This window comes from Kineococcus sp. R86509 (genome assembly GCF_042466365.1).
Taxonomy (GTDB): domain Bacteria; phylum Actinomycetota; class Actinomycetes; order Actinomycetales; family Kineococcaceae; genus Kineococcus.
On the sequence record NZ_JAXHCE010000001.1, the window covers coordinates 1120480 to 1138909 of the forward strand.

Annotated in this window: 15 protein-coding genes and 1 riboswitch; of the genes, 8 read left to right on the top strand and 7 right to left on the bottom strand. The window is 73.6% G+C overall.

Going from position 1 to position 18430, the window contains the following annotated elements; genetic code table 11:
* Window positions 1-399 precede the first annotated feature (399 nt).
* Window positions 400-1257, bottom strand: coding sequence for a C40 family peptidase (locus tag SJY07_RS05255; protein WP_380157487.1), 858 nt, complete (start codon window positions 1255-1257; stop codon window positions 400-402).
* Between the two features lie 2 nt (window positions 1258-1259).
* Window positions 1260-1441, bottom strand: a riboswitch (cyclic di-AMP (ydaO/yuaA leader).
* 304 nt (window positions 1442-1745) lie between these two features.
* Window positions 1746-2429: a metal-dependent transcriptional regulator gene (locus tag SJY07_RS05260; protein WP_328295296.1), complete on the bottom strand. Its 684-nt coding sequence runs from the start codon at window positions 2427-2429 to the stop codon at window positions 1746-1748.
* 151 nt (window positions 2430-2580) lie between these two features.
* Here SJY07_RS05260 and SJY07_RS05265 point away from each other — a divergent pair, with 151 nt between their 5' ends.
* Window positions 2581-3963: a cryptochrome/photolyase family protein gene (locus tag SJY07_RS05265; RefSeq protein ID WP_380157489.1), complete on the top strand. Its 1383-nt coding sequence runs from the start codon at window positions 2581-2583 to the stop codon at window positions 3961-3963.
* Here SJY07_RS05265 and SJY07_RS05270 read toward each other — a convergent pair.
* Window positions 3942-5489: a DHA2 family efflux MFS transporter permease subunit gene (locus SJY07_RS05270; RefSeq protein ID WP_328295294.1), complete on the bottom strand. Its 1548-nt coding sequence runs from the start codon at window positions 5487-5489 to the stop codon at window positions 3942-3944. The genes SJY07_RS05265 and SJY07_RS05270 overlap by 22 nt on opposite strands.
* An 82-nt stretch (window positions 5490-5571) precedes the next feature.
* Between SJY07_RS05270 and SJY07_RS05275 the strand changes: the two genes are divergently transcribed.
* Entirely contained in the window at window positions 5572-6555 is a 984-nt protein-coding gene (locus SJY07_RS05275) for an Lrp/AsnC family transcriptional regulator (protein WP_380157492.1), read from the top strand.
* Between the two features lie 56 nt (window positions 6556-6611).
* Here the strand turns inward: SJY07_RS05275 and SJY07_RS05280 are convergent, their stop codons facing one another.
* Window positions 6612-7931 carry an MFS transporter gene (locus tag SJY07_RS05280; RefSeq protein WP_380157494.1) on the bottom strand — a complete coding sequence of 440 codons (1320 nt, stop codon included), beginning with the start codon at window positions 7929-7931 and terminating at the stop codon, window positions 6612-6614.
* Between the two features lie 450 nt (window positions 7932-8381).
* On the opposite strand from SJY07_RS05280, the gene SJY07_RS05285 reads away from it, so the two are divergent.
* From SJY07_RS05285 to SJY07_RS05310, 6 genes are read left to right on the top strand one after another with little or no spacing between them, the layout of a single operon-like run.
* On the top strand, window positions 8382-9077 hold the full coding sequence (locus SJY07_RS05285) for an NUDIX domain-containing protein (RefSeq protein ID WP_328295291.1): 696 nt from the start codon (window positions 8382-8384) through the stop codon (window positions 9075-9077).
* A 48-nt stretch (window positions 9078-9125) separates the two neighbouring features.
* Complete coding sequence (gene nadA / locus SJY07_RS05290) at window positions 9126-10418, top strand: quinolinate synthase NadA (RefSeq protein ID WP_380157496.1); 1293 nt, start codon at window positions 9126-9128, stop codon at window positions 10416-10418.
* Window positions 10415-12004 (top strand): L-aspartate oxidase, encoded by a 1590-nt coding sequence (gene nadB, locus SJY07_RS05295; protein ID WP_380157498.1) that lies wholly within the window; start codon window positions 10415-10417, stop codon window positions 12002-12004. The genes nadA and nadB overlap by 4 nt, the downstream gene beginning before the upstream one ends.
* Entirely contained in the window at window positions 12001-12864 is an 864-nt protein-coding gene (nadC, locus tag SJY07_RS05300) for a carboxylating nicotinate-nucleotide diphosphorylase (RefSeq protein WP_380157500.1), read from the top strand. The genes nadB and nadC overlap by 4 nt, the downstream gene beginning before the upstream one ends.
* Window positions 12861-14003 (top strand): cysteine desulfurase family protein, encoded by a 1143-nt coding sequence (locus tag SJY07_RS05305; protein WP_380157502.1) that lies wholly within the window; start codon window positions 12861-12863, stop codon window positions 14001-14003. The genes nadC and SJY07_RS05305 overlap by 4 nt, the downstream gene beginning before the upstream one ends.
* On the top strand, window positions 14000-14413 hold the full coding sequence (locus tag SJY07_RS05310; RefSeq protein WP_328295286.1) for a GNAT family N-acetyltransferase: 414 nt from the start codon (window positions 14000-14002) through the stop codon (window positions 14411-14413). The genes SJY07_RS05305 and SJY07_RS05310 overlap by 4 nt, the downstream gene beginning before the upstream one ends.
* Here the strand turns inward: SJY07_RS05310 and SJY07_RS05315 are convergent, their stop codons facing one another.
* The 3 genes from SJY07_RS05315 to SJY07_RS05325 all read right to left on the bottom strand — a co-directional run bounded on the left by SJY07_RS05315 (window position 14414) and on the right by SJY07_RS05325 (window position 18403).
* Window positions 14414-14917 (bottom strand): 2'-5' RNA ligase family protein, encoded by a 504-nt coding sequence (locus SJY07_RS05315; RefSeq protein ID WP_380157504.1) that lies wholly within the window; start codon window positions 14915-14917, stop codon window positions 14414-14416.
* The gene (locus SJY07_RS05320) at window positions 14914-15174 is read right to left on the bottom strand and encodes a hypothetical protein (RefSeq protein ID WP_380157506.1); all 261 of its coding nucleotides are present in this window, start codon (window positions 15172-15174) and stop codon (window positions 14914-14916) included. The genes SJY07_RS05315 and SJY07_RS05320 overlap by 4 nt, the downstream gene beginning before the upstream one ends.
* Window positions 15175-15319: 145 nt before the next feature.
* Window positions 15320-18403 carry a S8 family serine peptidase gene (locus SJY07_RS05325; protein ID WP_380157508.1) on the bottom strand — a complete coding sequence of 1028 codons (3084 nt, stop codon included), beginning with the start codon at window positions 18401-18403 and terminating at the stop codon, window positions 15320-15322.
* Between the last annotated feature and the right edge of the window lie 27 nt (window positions 18404-18430).

The following is an 18430-nucleotide window of genomic DNA, read 5'->3' on the forward strand; positions in this document are numbered from 1 at the left end:
CTGAGACGACGAGAGGCGCCGTCCCCGGTGGGGAGGGCGCCTCTGAGAGCGACGACGTGCACATGGTGGTGGTGCACGTGGTGGTGGTGCTCCGCGTGCTGCTGGAGGGCGTGGGGCACCACGGTGGCTGTGCCGCCGTGACGCCTGGTCATCGGACCTCCGTGGGTGCCGTCGTCGTTGACGGCACCCTACGTCGCGAGGGGTGGTGGAGTCAGCAACTTTCCCGTGAATCCCACCGGGCGTGCCGGAACCGGGGAGGTGACCCGGGTCCGCCCGCGAACGCGAGAACGGCGCCCGCCGCACCACCGTCGGAGGCGGGAGCCTCCTCCGGTGGGCGCGACGAGCGCCGTTCCTGCGGACCCGAGCGACGATCACTCGCCGATCGGTGACGTGCCTCGATCAGACGGTGGCGGCGAGGCGACCGAAGGTGACGGCGTCGCTCCAGATCGCGCGGAGCTGGACGGGCTTGCCGGTCCGCGGCGCGTCCCACATCATCCCGCCGCCCGCGTAGATGCCCACGTGGAAGGCACGGCCGGAGCCGTTGCTGAAGAAGACGAGGTCGCCGGGGACGGCGTCGCCGCGGGAGATCGTGGCCGCGGCCGACTTCTGGGCGGCGGCGGTCCGGGGGATCTCGACGCCGACCTGGCGGTAGACGTAGCTGGTGTAGCCCGAGCAGTCGAAGCCGGCGGGGGTGGTGCCGCCGTAGACGTAGGGGACACCGGCGTAGTCGTCGGCCACGTCGAGGATGCGCGCACCCATCGAGGCCTGGACCGGGGCGGGCGCGGGAGCCGGTGCGGCCACCGGAGCCGCCACGACCGGCGCGGGCTCGGCGACGATCGCGTTCTCCGCGACGCTGGAGGCCACGACCGGGACGGCGTCCGCGGTACGGGTGGCCCGGGTGAGGACCGGGGCGGCGACGACGACGGGCGCAGCGGCCGGGGCAGCGGAGAACGTCGCGGTGCTCGACAGGGTGCTCACCGTGGCGGGTGCCGACACGACGCCGGCGGCAGTGGTGCCGAAGGCGGCGGGAACGGCGGTCGCCACCGAGGCGACGCTCGAGCCGACGGCGGCCGGGGCTGCACTGGTCAAGGCGCTCGCGGGGAGAGCGACGGAGACGAGCAGACCACCGGCGGCGGCGGCGACCGCACCGGTGCGGACGGCGCCGCCGGCGGTGCGGGCGACGCTGTCGGACAGGTCGGTCAGGGGGGTACGGGCACGAACGGCGGCGCGATGGCGCGCCTGGACGCGAGTCGTCAAGGTGGTGGCCTCTCCGACGCCTGCGAGGTGAGCTGTCGGGTTCGGGAGGGAGTATCCCCCGGCCGGTTCGCACCGGCTTCACCCCAAGGACTCGGCGCGACCAGGTGGTCGTGCTCCGCCCGGGAAACGTGGTTCCCCCACCCCTGCCATGAAATGTCTCGGGGGACCTCGGCGTGGTGGCAGGGCTCGGCGTCCACGTGAGGGCATCCGCGTGCGCTGTCGAGGATGCGGATGGACCATAACCCGATCCTGGGTCGAATGTCACGACCCGGTGACGAACTGGTGCCGGGGACGTGACGACGAGTCGGGCTTGATCTACAGAGAGTGACGACTTAGAACGGGAAGTGGACGACGCCGAGGGCCGAACGGGTGACCTCGGCCTTCACCCTCCGTCGCAGATCACCCGTGGGAGGGCCGGCAGGCGGCTGTCCGGGCTGTTCCCGGGCCCGGAACCCCGCGTCGTCGAGGGGTTCCCGGGTCGGGCGGGGTCAGCTGAGGGCGACGAAGATGTGCGACGCCTCGGCCGACGTGAGGTCCACCACACCCTCGCCCACCGCGACCTCGACGCCGGAGGCCGACGACTTCGCGACGACCTCGACCCCGGGGACCAGGCCGGCGGCGTGGAAGCGGGCCAGCAGCGGGACGTCGGTCTGCAGCGGTTCGCCGAGGCGCCGCACGACGACGGAGCGCCCCTCGAGCTCGGGGCTGCTCAGCGACTGCACACCGGAGCGGAAGTCCTCGGTCGAGCACTCCTCCCCCAGCTCGTCCAGACCGGGGATCGGATTGCCGTAGGGCGAGGAGTGCGGGTGGTCCAGGATCGCCACGAGGCGCTTCTCGACCTCCTCGGAGACGACGTGCTCCCAGCGGCAGGCCTCCTCGTGGACGAGGCTCCACTCCAGTCCGATGACGTCGGTCAGCAGGCGCTCGGTGAGGCGGTGCTTGCGCATGACCCGCATCGCCTTCTGCTTGCCGGCGTCGGTCAGCTCCAGCCGCCGGTCGGTGCCCACGTGCAGCAACCCGTCGCGCTCCATCCGCGCCACGGTCTGGGAGACCGTCGGGCCGGAGTGGTGCAACCGCTCGGCGATGCGAGCGCGCATCGGCACGATGCCTTCCTCTTCCAGTTCGAAGACCGTCTTGAGGTACATCTCGGTGGTGTCGATGAGATCGCTCACGGTGCCCATCATCGTTCATCGCGACCGGTGGTCGCACCCTTGACCCCGGGGCGTTCGGGGCGTGTCCGCGCAGAGCGTCCGACGGGTCGGGGCCCCACCTCCACCGGGCCTCCACCGGGCGGGGCGGCGGACGCGCGGATAGCGTCCCGGCGTGGCCGCCCGCGAACAGGACCGTGACCCGAGGACCAGCGTGCTCTGGTTCCGTCGGGACCTCCGACTCAGCGACCACCCGGCGTTGCTCGCCGCGGCGGCGGAAGGGTCGGTGCTCCCGCTCTTCGTCATCGACCCCGCGCTCTGGAAGCCCTCCGGGGACGTCCGCCGCGCCTACCTGCTCCGCTCGCTGCGGGCGCTCGACGCGTCCCTGGGCGGCAACCTCGTGGTCGAAGCGGGCGACCCGGCGCAGGTCGTGGACGACGTCGCCGCGCGGGTCGGGGCCCGCCGGGTGCACGTCAGCGCCGACGCCGGCCCCTACGGCCGTCGGCGCGACGACGCGGTCGCGACGGCGCTGGCGGGTCACGACCGTGAACTGGTCCGCACCGGGACGCCCTACGCCATCGGGCCCGGGACCATCCTCAACGGCTCCGGCAAGCCGTTCCAGGTCTTCACCCCGTTCTCACGCGCCTGGAACGAGCACGGCTGGCCCGCGCCCGCCGCCGATCCCGGTGACGTCGACTGGGTGCACGACGGTGCGGGGGTCGACGGCTCGCACTGGCCGGGCGAACCGGACCTGGGCGACCTCGAACTCCCCGAGGCCGGCGAGGACGCCGCCTTCGCGCGCTGGCACGACTTCCTCGACGGCGCCCTGGCCGACTACGACGGCGAGCGGAACCGCCCCGACCACGACGGCACCTCCCAGCTCTCGCACGCCCTGAAGTGGGGCGAGCTGCATCCCCGGACCCTGCTGGCCGCGTTGCGTGCGAAGCGGTCGGTGGGGGCGGAGACCTACCGGACCGAACTGTGCTGGCGGGAGTTCTACGCCGACGTGCTCTGGAACCGCCCGGAGTCCGCCCGGGAGTACTACCGCCCACAACTGGCGGCCATGAACTACGAACCCGTGGGCGAGTCGTTCACGGCCTGGGCCGAGGGGCGCACGGGGTTCCCCATCGTCGACGCCGGGATGCGCCAGCTGCGCTCCGTCGGGTGGGTCCACAACCGGGTCCGGATGATCGTCGCGAGCTTCCTCGTCAAGGACCTGCACGTCGACTGGCGCTCCGGGGCACGGGAGTTCATGCACTGGTTGCGCGACGGGGACCTCGCCAGCAACAACCACGGCTGGCAGTGGGTGGCGGGGTCGGGGACCGACGCCTCGCCGTTCTTCCGGATCTTCAACCCGATCACCCAGGGCCAGAAGTTCGACCCCGACGGCAGCTACGTCCGCCGCTGGGTCCCGGAGCTGGGCCACCTCGCGGGGAAGTCCGCGCACACCCCCTGGGACGCGGCCGACGGGTACGAGCAGGGCTACCCCGAACGCATCGTCGACCACGCCCACGAACGCCAGGTGGCGTTGGAGGACTACGCCCGAGTCAAGGGCTGACGGGTGACTTCCTGCTGCGCAGGGTGAGCAGGCCGCAGGACCACGAGGACGAGAACTCCGACGACCAGTGCGGCGATCCCGCCGACGAGGGAGATCCGGTCCAGCCCTTCGGCAAACGCGCTGTGCGCCAGCGATTCCACCGCACCGCGGGCCTGGTCGGGAACCGCGGCGAAGATCGCCTGCGCTCCGCCGCTGGCCAGCCCGTCCGCCAGCGTGGCGGGGTCGGTGACCGCGGAGTCCGCGCTGACCACGTCGGCGATGCGGTGCGTGAACAGGGTTCCGAGCGCGGCGATCCCCAGGGCCATCCCCAACTGACGGAACGTGTTCACGGCACCGCCGGCCATTCCGGCCCGCGGACCGGGGACGTGGGCGAGAGCAGCCGACACCAGCACGGGGGTCCCGGCACCGACCCCGAGCCCCAGCACCGTCAACCCGGGAAGCAGTGCGGCCCAGCCGGAGTCGGGGCCCACGTTCAGGACGAGCAGGTCCCCGAGACCGATCAGCAGCATGCCGATCCCGACGGGCAGCCGGGGCGAGCGCGCGTGCAGCACCCGACCGAGGACGGCGGAGACGACGAACGCGGCGATGCTCAGCGGTAGCACCACGAGACCGGCACGGACCGGCCCGAGACCCAGCAGGGACTGCAGCCAGATGGACACGTAGGCCAGCGACCCGAACGCCGACGCCTGCATGACGACGGCGGTCAGCATGAGGACGGCGAAGGCGGGTTTCCGGAAGAGCCCCAGGTCCAGCAGGGGGTGCGCACGGCGCACCTCGACCGCGAGGAACACCGCGAGGGCGACCAGCGCCACGCCGGAACCGGCCAGCGTCTGACCCGCGGTCCAGCCGTCCTCCCCACCGGCGATCAGCGCGTACACCGCGCCGGCCGCGAACGCGGTGAAACTGACGGCCCCGGGGACGTCGACACGAGCCGCCGGGTTCTTCGACTCCGGCACGACCCGCAACGTGAGGGCGACGGCGACCACCGCGATCGGCAGGTTCACCAGGAAGATCCAGCGCCAGGAGAGCCCCTGGGTGAGCAGTCCACCGAGGATCGGGCCGCACGCGGCAGCCGCCCCGTTGACGGCCCCCCAGATCCCGAAGGCGGTCCCCCGGTCCCGTCCGGAGTAGGACCCCGCGAGCAGGGCCGTCGTGGCGGCGAACATCGCCGCGGCGCCGACGCCCTGCACCAGTCTCGCCACGACGAGGAGTTCGGGGTTCGGCGCGAGACCGCACGCCAGCGAGGCGAGGGCGAAGAGCACGAGACCGACGACGTAGGCGCCCCGACGCCCGTACCGGTCCGCGCAGGCCCCTGCCACGAGCAGCAGCGCCGCGAGCGAGAGCGCGTACCCGTCGATGACCCACTGCAGGGAGGTGAACGAAGCGTCGAGGGCGATCGTCATCGCCGGCAGGGCGACGTTCACGATCGTCACGTCGACGAGGAGCATGAACGTTCCGAGGCACACCGCGACCAGCGGCAACCACTTGCGCATCGAGAGTTCCTTGAGTTCGGAGGGGAGAGACACCCCGACGATCGACCCCAGCCGCCCGCGGACCCAGCCACGCACGTTGAAGCGGCGGGATCCGACACGTAGTAGCTTCGACGCGGTGATCCTCGACAGGTTCGAACCCCTCGACCAGCAGCTGCTGCAGGCGCTGCAGTTGGACGGCCGCGCCTCGTTCCGGCTGCTCGGCCAGGTGCTCGGCGTCTCGGACCAGACCGTGGCGCGACGCTACGCGAAGCTCCGGTCGGCCGGTCGCGCACGGGTTCTGGGGCTCACCGACCCGTTGCGCCTGGGTGAGGTCTCCTGGGTGCTGCGCATCCGCACGACTCCGGACGCGGCCCTGCCGGTGGCGCAGGCGCTGGCCCGCCGCGAGGACACCTCGTGGATCCACCTCACCTCCGGCGGAACGGAGATCGTCTGCTCCGCCCGTTCCCCGCTGGTCCAGGACGACGACTCGCTGCTGCTCGCGAAGCTTCCCCGGACCCAGCGCATCGTCGACCTCAGCGCCCAGCAGGTCCTGCACGTCTTCCACGGCCTGGCCGAGTCACCGCTGCTCAAGAGCGGGATCCTCGGCCCCGACCAGGTCGCCGCCCTCACCGCCGGTGTCCCCCTGGTCGAACCCCGCGACAGCCCGGTCGTGACCGACGAGGTGGACGCGGCGGTTCTCGACGTGCTCGCGATCGACGGGCGGGTCCCGGTCGAGGAGCTCGGCGCCCGCACGGGGGTTCCGACGTCGACGGTGCGCCGTCGGATGGACGCCCTGCGCCGCGCCGGCGTCCTGTACTACGACGTCGACTTCGACCCCCGTCGGCGTGACACCGGCTACCCCACGATGGTGTGGCTCTCCATCGCGCCCGCCGACCTCCCGGCGGCCGGGGAACAGCTCGCCGCGCTGCCGGAGAGCGCCTTCGTCGCCGCCACCACCGGCCGCACGAACCTCTACGCGTCCCTGCTGAGTTCCGGCAGCACCGAGGTGTACCAGCTGATCAGCGGCCCGCTCGCGGCCCTGCCCGGGGTCCGCGACATCGAGTCCGCCCCCGTCCTGCGCGCGGTCAAGGCCGCCGGCTCCCTCACCGGCCGCCCCTGACCCACCCGCCTCCTCGACGATCGAGGACACCGCGAACGGCGCTCGAACGGGGATCCCTAGGGTTGCGGGTCGCGGGCGTCGTAGTGCACGAAACGCCGCTGCCACCGGGCCAGCGAGAGCACGGCGACGACGCAGGCCGTCCCACCCGCGAGGGCAGCGAACCCCTCGCCGATCCCGGACGCGGTGGAACCGAGGACGAGGTCCCCCAGGCGCGGACCGCCCGCGACGACGACGATGAACACCCCCTGCAACCGGCCGCGCAGCGCGTCCGGGGTGGCGACCTGCAGGATCGTGCCGCGGAAGATCGAGCTGACGGCGTCGGCGGCGCCGGAGACGGCGAGCAGCAGGACGCAGAGGACGAGTTTCGCGGAGACCCCCTGCGGGACCAGGACGAGCACCGCCCCGAACGCGGCGATCGAGACGCCGTAGACGGCGACGCAGCCGATGACGACCGCACCCTGGCGACGCACCGACCCCAGCGGCCCGGAGAACAACCCGGCCAGCACCGAACCCAGCGCGAACCCCGCACCGAGGATCCCGACCGTCCGCGCACCGCCGCCGAGCTCCGCCGCCCCCAGCGCGGGGTAGAGGACCCGGGGCATGGCGAAGACCATGGCGCAGAGGTCGGCGAGGAAGGTCATCCGGATGTTCGGACGGGTCCCCAGGAACCGGATCCCCTCCAGCACCGATCGCAGTCCCGGCCGTTGCGACCCCCCGAGGACCTCGGGAGGCATGGCGGGCAACCCGTACACCCCGGCCAGCGCGGCGACGAACGTGACCGCGTCCACGGTGTAGGCGGCCTGGAAACCCCACGCCCCCACGAGGAGTCCCGCCAGCAGCGGCCCGATCGTCAGGGCGATGGCGTTCGTCATCCCGGACAGCGCGTTGGCCGCGGGCAGCACCGCCCGCGGGACGATGCCGGGGACGATCGCCGACCGGGCCGGGTTGTTGATCGCGAACGCCGCGCTCTGCAGCGCCACGAGGCCGTAGAGCAGACCGACGGAGTCCAGGTGCGCCCAGGCCTGGGCCGCGATGGCGATGGAGAGGACCCAGAGCCCGACGGAGGCGAACAGCGCCACCCGCCGGCGGTCGTGGGCGTCGACGAGGGAACCGCCGTAGAGCCCCAATCCGACGAGGGGGACGAGGGCGAAGATCCCGACGAGTCCCACGGCGAAGGTCGAGGAGGTCAGGGAGTAGACCTGCAACCCGACGGTCACGACGGTGAGCTGGGTGCCGATGGCGGCGAGCGACTGGCCGACCCACAGCCGACGGAACGCGGGGACCTCGCGCAGCGGCGTCGTGTCGACGAGGAACCGGCGGCGGGTCGGTGCGGGGCCGGGACTCGGGGGGCCGGATCGCGCCGGCGGTGGACTCACCCGGTCAGGATAGGTCGTGTCCCGGGGCTACTTCAGCGCGGAGGACGGGGACGTGGGAAGTCCCCGGGCGCTTCCGCCCCCACGACGGCGCTCGCCGTCACGGTGCGGGCCGGTTGGACAGACCGGCGCCCGGGGACCCGGTGACTGCCGTGATCTCGCCGCGCTGCGCGGGGCGACCAGAGCGGTCCGCGTCCGTTCACGCAGCTGCTAGCGGGCAGCCACCTCACGCGTCCCAAGAGAAACCATTCTTCGGACCACCTCCTCTCCCGTGTAGGTCAACGGTAAGACCGCTCCCGCGCCGTTGTCACGCCGAATTCCGAAGAAGTTCCCCGACCGCCGGAGCGGACCCGGGCGACGGGGCGGCTTGTGGCGTGCCGCACCCGTGTCCTACAGTTCGACCCGGCACAGTTACTGTCAGAACCACCCTTACTGAGACCGGGGCCGCGTTCCATGAGCACCACCGAGCAGCAGGCGATCCTCGTCGCGGTGTCGACGGTGATCTTCGCGTTGCTGCCCGACCGGGAGGGGAACGTCCGGGTGCACCTGCCGCTGGTGCGCCGCACCCGCGCGCCCTTCGCCGACCGGTGGGCGCTCCCGGGCGGCTGGGTGCGCACGACGGAGAGCCTCAGCGACGCCGGACGGCGGACCCTGGCCGAGACGACGGGGCTGCGCCCGAGCTACCTGGAGCAGCTCTACACGTTCGGGCAGCCGGACCGCTCCCCCGGTCAGCGCGTCGTCTCCGTCGTCTACTCCGCCCTGGTCAGGAACCACGAGGCCGCGGCCGCGGTCGAGGGCGAGAACGTCCGCTGGACCTCCGCCGACGACTGCACGGGCCTCGCCTTCGACCACGACGAGGTCGTGCAGTACGCGCTGTGGCGGTTGCGCACCAAGGTCCAGCACGCGCACGTCGCCCTGCACTTCCTGGGCGAGCAGTTCTCCCTGGCGCAGCTGCGCGAGGTCCACGAGGCGATCCTGCAGCGCCCCCTCGACCCGGCGAACTTCCGTCGCCAGGTCGAGAGCTCGGGAACCGTCGTGTCCACCGGGGAACGCCAGACGGGCGGCCGGCACCGGCCGCCGACGTTGTACCGGGCGGTGGTCCCGGACGGGGTCGCCGGCCCGCTGATGACCGCCGGTCCGCTCGCGTAGCGCCCCGGCAACGTTCACAGGAACTCCTCGAGAAACAGGCCCGTCACGATGGCGTCCGTCCCCACGCAGATCGCCCTGCTCACCCGCGCCCCCGGTGGCGCGGACAGCACCTGCGACCCCGACCTGCCCACCGCCCCGTGGCAGTTCGACGCGGTCCCCGGCCGGCCCCTGCCGTTGCCGACCTACGGCGCGGGAGCCTCCCGCCAGGACCCGGCCCCGGCCGACTCCCCGGTGCAGCAGCAGATCCCGTCCGAGTACCGGCTGCTGCCCGCCGAGGAGCTGGACCGCCGGATCCTGGCGGCGAAGGCGACCCTGGGACCGCGCGTGTCGATCCTCGGCCACGCCTACCAGCGCGACGAGATCGTCCGCTACGCCGACTTCGTCGGGGACTCCTTCCAGCTCGCGCAGCAGTCGCAGCGGCACCCGGAGGCGGAGTTCGTCGTCTTCTGCGGGGTGCACTTCATGGCCGAGACGGCCGACCTGCTGACCACCCCGGACCAGCCGGTCATCCTGCCGAACCTCGCCGCGGGGTGCTCGATGGCCGACATGGCCGACATCGACTCCGTGCAGGCCTGCTGGGAGCAGCTCGAGGCGCTCTACGGCACCGAGGCCGACGCCGACGGCCGGGTGCCGGTCATCCCCGTGACCTACATGAACTCCGCGGCCGCCCTCAAGGGTTTCTGCGGCGCCCACGGCGGGATCGTCTGCACCAGTTCCAACGCCCGCGAGGTCCTGGAGTGGGCCTTCGAGCGGGGACAGCGCGTGCTGTTCTTCCCCGACCAGCACCTGGGCCGCAACACCGCCAAGGCCATGGGCGTCGACGTCGCGCGGATGCCGGTGTGGGACCCGCGCAAACCGCACGGCGGCAACTCCGCGGAAACCCTTCAGGACGCCCGGGTCGTGCTGTGGCGCGGGTGGTGCTCGGTGCACCAGCGGTTCACCGTCGACCAGATCGCGCAGGCCCGGGCGAGGAACCCCGACGTCCGTGTCGTCGTCCACCCCGAGTGCCCGATGGAGGTCGTCGACGCCGCCGACGAGGCGGGTTCCACGCAGTACATCCAGAAGGCGGTCGACGCCGCCCCGGCCGGGACGGCGTTCGCGATCGGGACCGAGGTCAACATGGTCCGTCGCCTCGCCGACACCCGGCCCGACCTGACGATCGAGTGCCTCGACCCGGTCGTCTGCCCCTGCTCGACGATGTACCGCATCCACCCGGCCTACCTCGCCTGGGTGCTGGAGTCCCTCGTCGAGGGCCGGGTCGTCAACCAGGTCAGCGTCGCCGCCGACGTCGCGGGCCACGCGCGCACGGCGGTGGAACGCATGCTGGCCGTCCACCCGTGAACCGCCGCCGCGAACTCGTGGAGGAGCTCCACGTCGACGTCCTGGTCGTCGGCGCCGGGATCGCCGGGCTCACCGCCGCCCTCGAGGCCGCCCACCACGGCAGCGTCGTGCTGGCCACGAAGACGGAGCTCGGCGACGGCAGCACGCACTACGCCCAGGGCGGGATCGCCTCGGCCGTGGGGCCGCAGGACGTCCCCGCACACGTCGCCGACACCCTGGCCGCCGGCGCCGGGTTGTCCTCCCCTGCTGCGGTGCAGGCGTTGTGCGAGGCCGGTCCGGCCGCCGTGCGGGTCCTCGCCGAGCGCGGGGTGGAGTTCGACCGCGGCGCCTCCGGGGGCTGGGCGCTCGGTCTGGAGGCCGCGCACTCGACCTCACGCATCCTGCACGCGGGCGGTGACCGGACCGGTGCGGCGATCTCCGCCGCACTCGCCGCGGCCGTGCGCCGCAGCGACGTGACGATCCGCGAGCAGACCTTCCTCGCCGGGCTGCGGACCGACGGCGGTCGCGTCGTGGGTGCCGACCTCGTCTCCGGTGCGGAGGAGGACGGGGCCACCCACGTCCTGCGCGTCCACGCCGGTGCCGTCGTGCTGGCCACCGGCGGGGCGGGACAGTTGTTCAGCCACACCACGAACCCGCCGGTCGCGACGGCCGACGGCCTGGCCGCAGCGTTCCGCGCCGGTGCGGCGGTCGCGGACCTGGAGTTCTTCCAGTTCCACCCCACGGTCGCCGCCGTCGCGCACCCGTTCCTGGTGTCGGAGGCCGTGCGCGGTGAGGGCGCCGTGCTGCTCGACGCCGCCGGTGAACGGTTCACCCTCCGGGTGGACCCGCGGGCCGAACTCGCCCCGCGCGACGTCGTCGCCCGGGCCATCGCCGCCGCGATGGCCGAGCACGGTGGGAAACCCGTCGTCCTCGACGCCACCGGTGTCGCCGCGACCCTGGGGAAGCCCTTCGCGCAGCGGTTCCCCGGGATCGCGCAGTTGTGCCGGGAGTCCGGCATCGACCCCGAGACGACACCGATCCCCGTCACCCCCGCCGCGCACTACTGGATGGGCGGGATCCGCACCGACGCCGTCGGGCGCACCACGCTGCCCGGGTTGTGGGCCGCGGGCGAGGTCGCCTGTTCCGGGGTCCACGGCGCGAACCGGCTCGCGTCGAACTCCCTGCTCGAGGCGCTCGTCACCGGTGGTCAGGTCGTGCGCGACATCCGCGAGAACGGCGTCGCCGCGGCGGAGTTCCCCGAGGACGAGGTCGTCGAGGTGCCCGGGGCCGCGCTGCCCGTCGCCTCCCACGTCGGGCGCCGTGACCTGCAGGCGGCCATGTGGGAGCACGCGGGTGTCGTGCGCGACGACGCCGGGCTCGCTGTGGCGATGAAACTGCTCACCCCGCAGGAGGACCCCGTCGAGATCCTGTCCGAGGACCTCGACGTGCCCCGCCACACCCGCGAGGACGCCAACCTCGTGCTCGCCGCCCACCTGCTGGTCGCCGCGGCGACCGCGCGGGAGGAGAGCCTCGGCGCGCACTTCCGCAGCGACCACCCCACCGCACCGGGGCACGCCCGGCGCCGGTCCTTCCGGAGGATCCCGTGAACACCCCTGACTCCGTCGTCGCCCTCGCGCTGGCCGAGGACGCCCCCTGGGGCGACGTCACCAGCGAATCCCTGCTGCCGCCCGACGCGCTCGCCGACGCGCAGCTGGTGGCCCGCGAACCCGGGGTCCTGGCCGGTGCGGCCTGCGCCCGCGCGGCCTTCACCCGGACCGCGGACCTCACGGGCGGTTCGCTGGAACTGCTGGAACTGGCCGGGGACGGCACCCGGTTCGGGGCCGGGGACGTGCTGGGCCGGGTCCGCGGGACCGCCCGGGGGGTCCTGCGCGCCGAACGCGTCGCCCTGAACCTGCTGCAGCACCTGTCCGGGATCGCGACCCACACCGCGACGTTCGTCGACCTCGTCGCCGGGACGAACGCCCGCGTCGTCGACACCCGCAAGACGACCCCGGGGATGCGCGCGCTCGAACGTGCGGCCGTGCGGGCCGGGGGCGGGCACAACCACCGCTGGTCGCTCTCCGACGCCGTGCTGGTCAAGGACAACCACCTCGCGGTGCTGCTCGCGCAGGGCATCGACGTCACCACCGCGCTCAAGGGCGTGAGGGCGCAGGTCCCGCACACGACGACCATCGAGGTGGAGGTCGACCGCCTCGACCAGCTCGAGGCGGTCCTCGCCGCCGACGTCGACGTCGTCCTGCTGGACAACTTCTCCCTGGCCGACCTGGCCGAGGGGGTCCGCCTGGTCCGGCAGCGCTCGCGGGCCCTCGTGGAGGCCAGCGGCGGCGTGCGGGTCGACACCGTCCGCGCCATCGCCGAGACGGGGGTCGACCTGATCTCCGTGGGCGCGCTCACCCAGAACTCCCGCACCCTGGACCTGGGGCTCGACACCACGGTCAGCGCGTGATCTACCTCGACCACGCCGCGACCTCACCGCCGCGCCGGGAGGTGCTCGAGGCCGTCTGGCCGTACCTGACCCAGGTCACCGGGAACCCCTCCAGCAGCCACGAGGTGGGCCGGGCCGCGAAGGCGGGGCTGGACGCGGCGCGCCACGCCGTCGCCGAGGTCCTCGGGGCCCGTCCGGGGGAGGTCGTGTTCACCTCCGGCGGCACCGAGGCCGACAACCTGGCCATCACGGGGATCGCCACGGCGAACCCCCGTGGCCGCCACGTCGTGGTCTCCGCGATCGAGCACCCCGCCGTCCTGGAGACCGCGTCCGCCCTGCGGGAGAGCGGGTTCGAGGTCGACGTGGTCGGGGTCGACGGGGACGGCCTGCTCGACCTGGCCGCGCTCGACGCGGTGCTGCGCCCGGACACGACGCTCGTGTCGGTGATGTACGCCAACAACGAGATCGGGACCGTGCAGCCGCTGGCCGAGATCGCGGCCCGCTGCCGCGCGTTCGGGATCCCGTTCCACACCGACGCGGTGCAGGCCGCCGGGCACCTGCCCCTGGACGTCGCGGAACTCGGCGTCGACGCGTTGTCCGCGTCGGCGCACAAGTTCGGCGGGTTGCGCGGTGCGGGGTTCCTCTGGGTCCGCGGCGTCGTCCCGCTGGCGCCCGTCCTGCACGGGGGCGGGCAGGAACGCGGGCGACGCTCGGGGACCTCCGACGTCGCCTCCGCGGTGGGGACCGCCGTCGCCCTGCACGCCGCCGCGACCACCCGGGAGGCCGAGGTCGCCCGGCTGACGGCGTTGCGGGACAGACTGATCGACGGGGTCCTCGCCACGGTCCCGGGGTCCCGCCTCACCGGCCACCGCACCCGGCGCCTGCCCGGCCACGCCTCCTTCTGCTTCGCGGGCGTCGGCGGCGAGACCGTCCTCGCGGAGCTCGAGCAGGTCGGGATCGTCTGCTCCAGCGGGTCGGCCTGCGCCGCCGACTCCGACGACGCCTCGCACGTGCTGCTGGCCACCGGGATCGACGCCGACCTCGCCCGCACCGCCGTGCGCTTCACCCTGGGCCCGACGAGCACCGCCGACGAGATCGACGCGGTGCTGGCCGCCCTGCCCTCCGCCGTCCAGCTCGCCGGCCAGCTCGCCGGCCGGTGATCCGCACCTTCGCGCCCGCGGACCTGCCCGCGGTCCAGGCAGTCTGGGCCGCCTGCGGTCGGGAACCTCTCCCCGCCGACGAACTCGCGGCGATCCGTGGGCACGCGCCGGAACTGCTGCTCGTCGCCGAGGTGGCGGACGGGATCGCCGGAGTCGTGGTGGGCACCACGGACGCCCGCCGCGGCTGGATCCACCGTCTCGCCGTGCTCCCCGCCCACCGCCGGCGGGGACTCGCCGCCGCCCTGGTCGCGGAGCTCGAGGGACGTTTCGCCGGGCGCGGCCTGCCCCGGGTGAACCTGCTGGTGATGCCCGAGAACGAGGCGGGACGGCGGTTCTGGGCCCGGCTCGGCTACCTCAGCTGCCCCGACGTCCTGTGCACGAAACCCCTGCCGTCCTCGCGGGAGGTCTGATCACACCGCGGTGAAGCGGGACTCCCGGAGGAGTTCCCACGGGCCGCCGAGGTAGCGGTGCACCGCGAGGCCGCTCACCTGCACCGTCCAGGGCACGAGGTCCCGGCCGAGCTCCTCGACCGTCGAACGGGCCACCTCGGGGGTCACGAAGTTCTGCACCGTGACGTGCGGGCGGAACCCCTGGCCGTCCTGCCGGGTCAGCCGGCTCGCGAACTCCGCGGCCAGCCCGGCCCGGACCCGGACCAGCCCGGGTGAGTCCAGGACGAGGGCCGCGCCGCGCCCCAGCGACCGCACCCCGCTCACCTCGGCCCGGGGCGCCGCACCCGCGCACGCGCGGTCCAGGGCGGCGCACACGTCGTCGAGAGCCTCCCCCGGCAGGGCGTGGAAGAGGGTCAGGTGGGCCGCGAGCTGGTTGCGCTCCGGCGGGAACCACCGCTCACGCAGCCGGTCGAGGCTCGCCTGGGTCGCGACGTCGAACGTCGCCGTGACGACGAGCGGCCTCATCCGCGGACGTGGGCCAGCCCGACGACCGTCCCGAAGACGCCCGACGCCGTGCAGAGCACGGCGAGCGCCAGCGCGAGGGTCCACCAGCCGCGGTCCGGGTGTCCGGAGCGCAGCGCGCGCACCCCCAGCACCACCACCACGACACCCATGACCAGTCCCAGCGGGGCGAACGCGAGCGAGACGACGAGCCCCGCGACGGAGGCGACGACGCCGGCGATCGCCCCGGTGTTGGTCGGCTGGGCCTTCTGCTGCTGCACGGTCCCACTCTGCCACCCGCGCCCGACCCGACGGCAGCGGTCCTGCTCCACCACGGCGGCGGCACGCGCGGGCGGACACCCTCGGGGTGAACGCACGAGACCGCCGCCCCCGGGTGGGGACGGCGGTCTCGTCACCGCGGGAGGGTCAGCCGACGGTCAGGACCGTCGACCGCGTGGTGTCGCCGTAGCCCACGGTGCCCAGGTAGGGCGTCGAGGGGTCCAGCCCCGACCAGGCCAGCGTGTACGTGACCTGGCGACCGGTGGTCACCGTCAACGGGTCCGGCGTGGCGGCCAGGGTCCCTGCCTTCGCGTCCGGCCCGAGGACGAAGGAGGTGAACGTGAACCCGATCGACGACGTCCCCGGAGCCGGGGCGTAGCCGTCGACGACGAGGACGTAGTTCCCCGGGTCGACGAAGGAGTCGATCCGTTCGTCGGTGGACGCGGAGGCCGACAGGTCGAGCAGCTCCCCGGCGGCGGAGTAGAGGTAGAGGTCGACGTCGGACCCGGCCTCCCCGCGCAGGTCGAAGCGGCTGAACGTGGTGCCCTTCGGGATCGTCACGGGGAACTCGACGCTGTCCCCGACGGCGACGGAGCCCGCGCTCCGCTTCCCGGCCACGAGGCCGGTCGTGGTCAGGTCGAGGTCACCCGTGAAACCGGGGGTGACACCGACCTGGACGGAACCCTTCGCACCGGTCCCCGCGACCTCGGCCGGAGCCGCCAGCGGGATCGGTCGCACCGCGATCGGCGAGCGGACGGTGAGGCCGTCGCCGCCCTTCCACGTCAGCGAACCCGAGGCCCAGGTGTTCAGCGCCGCGGTCGTGCGGGTCAGGGTCACCCGGAACTGCGCGCTCTGCCCGGCGTCCAGCTTCAGGACGCTGGGCTGGACCTGGACGTCGAACCCGGCGAGTTGGGCCGTGGCGTAGTAGTACCCGCCCGTGGTGGCCGTCACCGTGCGCGTCACGGTGCGGGCACCCGCGAGGTCGCCGTCCGCGATCGAGGCCTGGTTCAGCTCGCTCGGGTCGATCGCGCCCACGCCGGTCCCGGTCGCCACGCCGGAACCCTCGAGGTAGCGCAACCAGTCGACCGGGGTCGAGTCGTAGACCAGACCCGGGGTCAGCATCTTCGTCGGGTCGACGAAACCCGCTCCCCCGGCGAACGGGTCGAGGGCCGGGGTGCCGTCGGGACCGAGCAGGTTCCGCGCGGTCGTCATGAGGGCCGACTTCACCGTCATGGGCGTGAACTCCGGGTGCGCGGCGTAGTACAGCGCCGCCAGGCCCGTGACGTGCGGGGCCGACATCGAGGTCCCCGACTCGGGGGCGAACAGGTTGCCGCGCGCGCCGTCCGCGACGGGCGAGTAGCCCGCCACCACGCCGGAACCCGGGGCGGTGAGGTCGGGCTTGAGGAGGTCGCCGCCGTCGACCAGCGCGGGCCCGCGCGAGGAGAACGCGGAGATCTGCGGAGCCGGCGTCGGGGTGCGGGTGGTGTTCCCGGGCTGGAAGGACACCGTCGCGTTGGTGCGGTGCGTCCGCAGGTACCCGAGGAGGGTCTTGCCGGCCCCGGCGTCCAGGTGGACCGTCGGCACCGCGTGCGCGTCGGGTTCCAGCGAGTTCGGCGTCGGGTTGTAGAGGACCATCCCCACCCCACCGGCGCGGGCGACCTCGGCGGACTTGTCGACGCGGGCCGTCACCGCCCGCTGGCAGAAGACGACCTTGCCCTTCGTCTTCACCGGGTCCAGCGACCCACCGAGGCAGATCGCGGCGTCGTTGGCGGTCTTCCCCGCGGCGGCCACGTCGGAACCCAGCACGAGGCGGGTCGTGGGCAGCGGTTCCTGGGTCAACCGGGCCCCGACGAACTTCCGGCCGTCGCCGAGCACGACGGTGCCCTCGCGCAGCACCGAGGTGGCGGCCGCGACGGTCGTCACCCACGGGCTGGCGTGCTCGGTGGTGGAGACGGCCGGGCCGGAGTTCCCGGCCGAGGCGGAGACGAAGATCCCGGCGGAGGCGGCGACCATGAACGCGACCTCGACGGGGTCGGCCGCCGTGCTCGACGCGCCGGAACCGATCGAGTAGTTGATGACGTCGACGTTGTCGGCGACGGCCTGGTCGATCGCGGCGATCAGGTCGGAGGTCTGGCAGCCGTTCGTCCCGTCGTCGCCGGTCCAGCAGACCTTGTAGACGGCCAACGCGGCGGCGGGGGCGATCCCGGTGACGTCGCCGTAGGAGTCGCCGTCGATGGTGGCGGGGACGCCGTTGCGGCCCACGGCCGTCGTGGCCGTGTGGGTGCCGTGGCCGTCGCTGTCGCGGGCGGAGGTGAACTCGCCCTCACCGAGGGTGTGCACCGCGGTGTACCCGTCGGAGAACGCCCGGGCGCCCACGACCTTCGTCGTGCAGGAGGCGGCGGTCCACCGCTGGCCGGTCTCGCAGGTCCCGGTGTAGGTGCCGCCGTCGGCCTTCGCCATCCGGATCGTGCTGCCGCTGCGGTAGGCGCCGTAGGGTTCGCCCGCGGGAGCCTCCGTGGGCAGGGCCGCGCCGGCGACGGAGGGGTGCTCGGGCCAGAGCCCGGTGTCCAGGTCGGCGACGACGACACCCCGGCCCGCCTGCTGCACACCGCCGAGGCGGCTCCAGACCCCGTCGGCCCCGGTGAGTCCGAGGTAGTCCGCGGTCGTGCGGGCGGGGGCGGTGGCCGTGCTCGCAGCACTGGTCGAGCCGGTCGTGGTGGTCACGCTGCTCGCCGCGGCCGAGGCCTCGGCGCTGCTCGTGACCAGGTGCCGCTCGACGTCGGGCGCGACCGAGACGACCCCCGCGGTGGTCGCGAGCTTGGTCGCCTGCGCGCCGGTGAGCTTGGCGGAGAACCCGTTGAGGGCGACCGTGTAGCGCTGCAGCGGGGCGACCCCGACGCTGTCGGCGACCTTCGTCTGGGCGGACAGCAGCAGGTCGCGGTAGCGCTGGGTCGTCGACCGGGTCATGTCCAGGTCGCCACCGGCCGACTTCAGCTGCGGCAGACCGGGGAGGGAACCGTCGTACGTCGCGATGGGGTCCCGGGCGAGGGTGACGACGTAGTCGCCGTCCCGGAAGGCCGAGGCGGCCGGGGTGGGCGTGGGGGCGGCGTTCGCGGTCAGCGTCGGGACGAGGGCCAGGACGAGGCCGGCGCCCAGGGCGAGGGTGAGCCGGACGGGGCCGCGCCGGCCGCCCTCCGGTCCTGCGGGTGGGTGCGGACGGGGGACGACCATGACGGCCTCCAGGGTGGAACAGGAGCG

What these genes read in the sequence shown, in the direction of transcription:
- SJY07_RS05285 (WP_328295291.1), top strand. Translation starts at nt 8,382, where the DNA reads ATGAGCACCACCGAGCAGCAGGCGATCCTCGTCGCGGTGTCGACGGTG.
- nadA (WP_380157496.1), top strand. Translation starts at nt 9,126, where the DNA reads ATGGCGTCCGTCCCCACGCAGATCGCCCTGCTCACCCGCGCCCCCGGT.
- SJY07_RS05315 (WP_380157504.1), bottom strand. Translation starts at nt 14,917, where the DNA reads ATGAGGCCGCTCGTCGTCACGGCGACGTTCGACGTCGCGACCCAGGCG.
- SJY07_RS05325 (WP_380157508.1), bottom strand. Translation starts at nt 18,403, where the DNA reads ATGGTCGTCCCCCGTCCGCACCCACCCGCAGGACCGGAGGGCGGCCGG.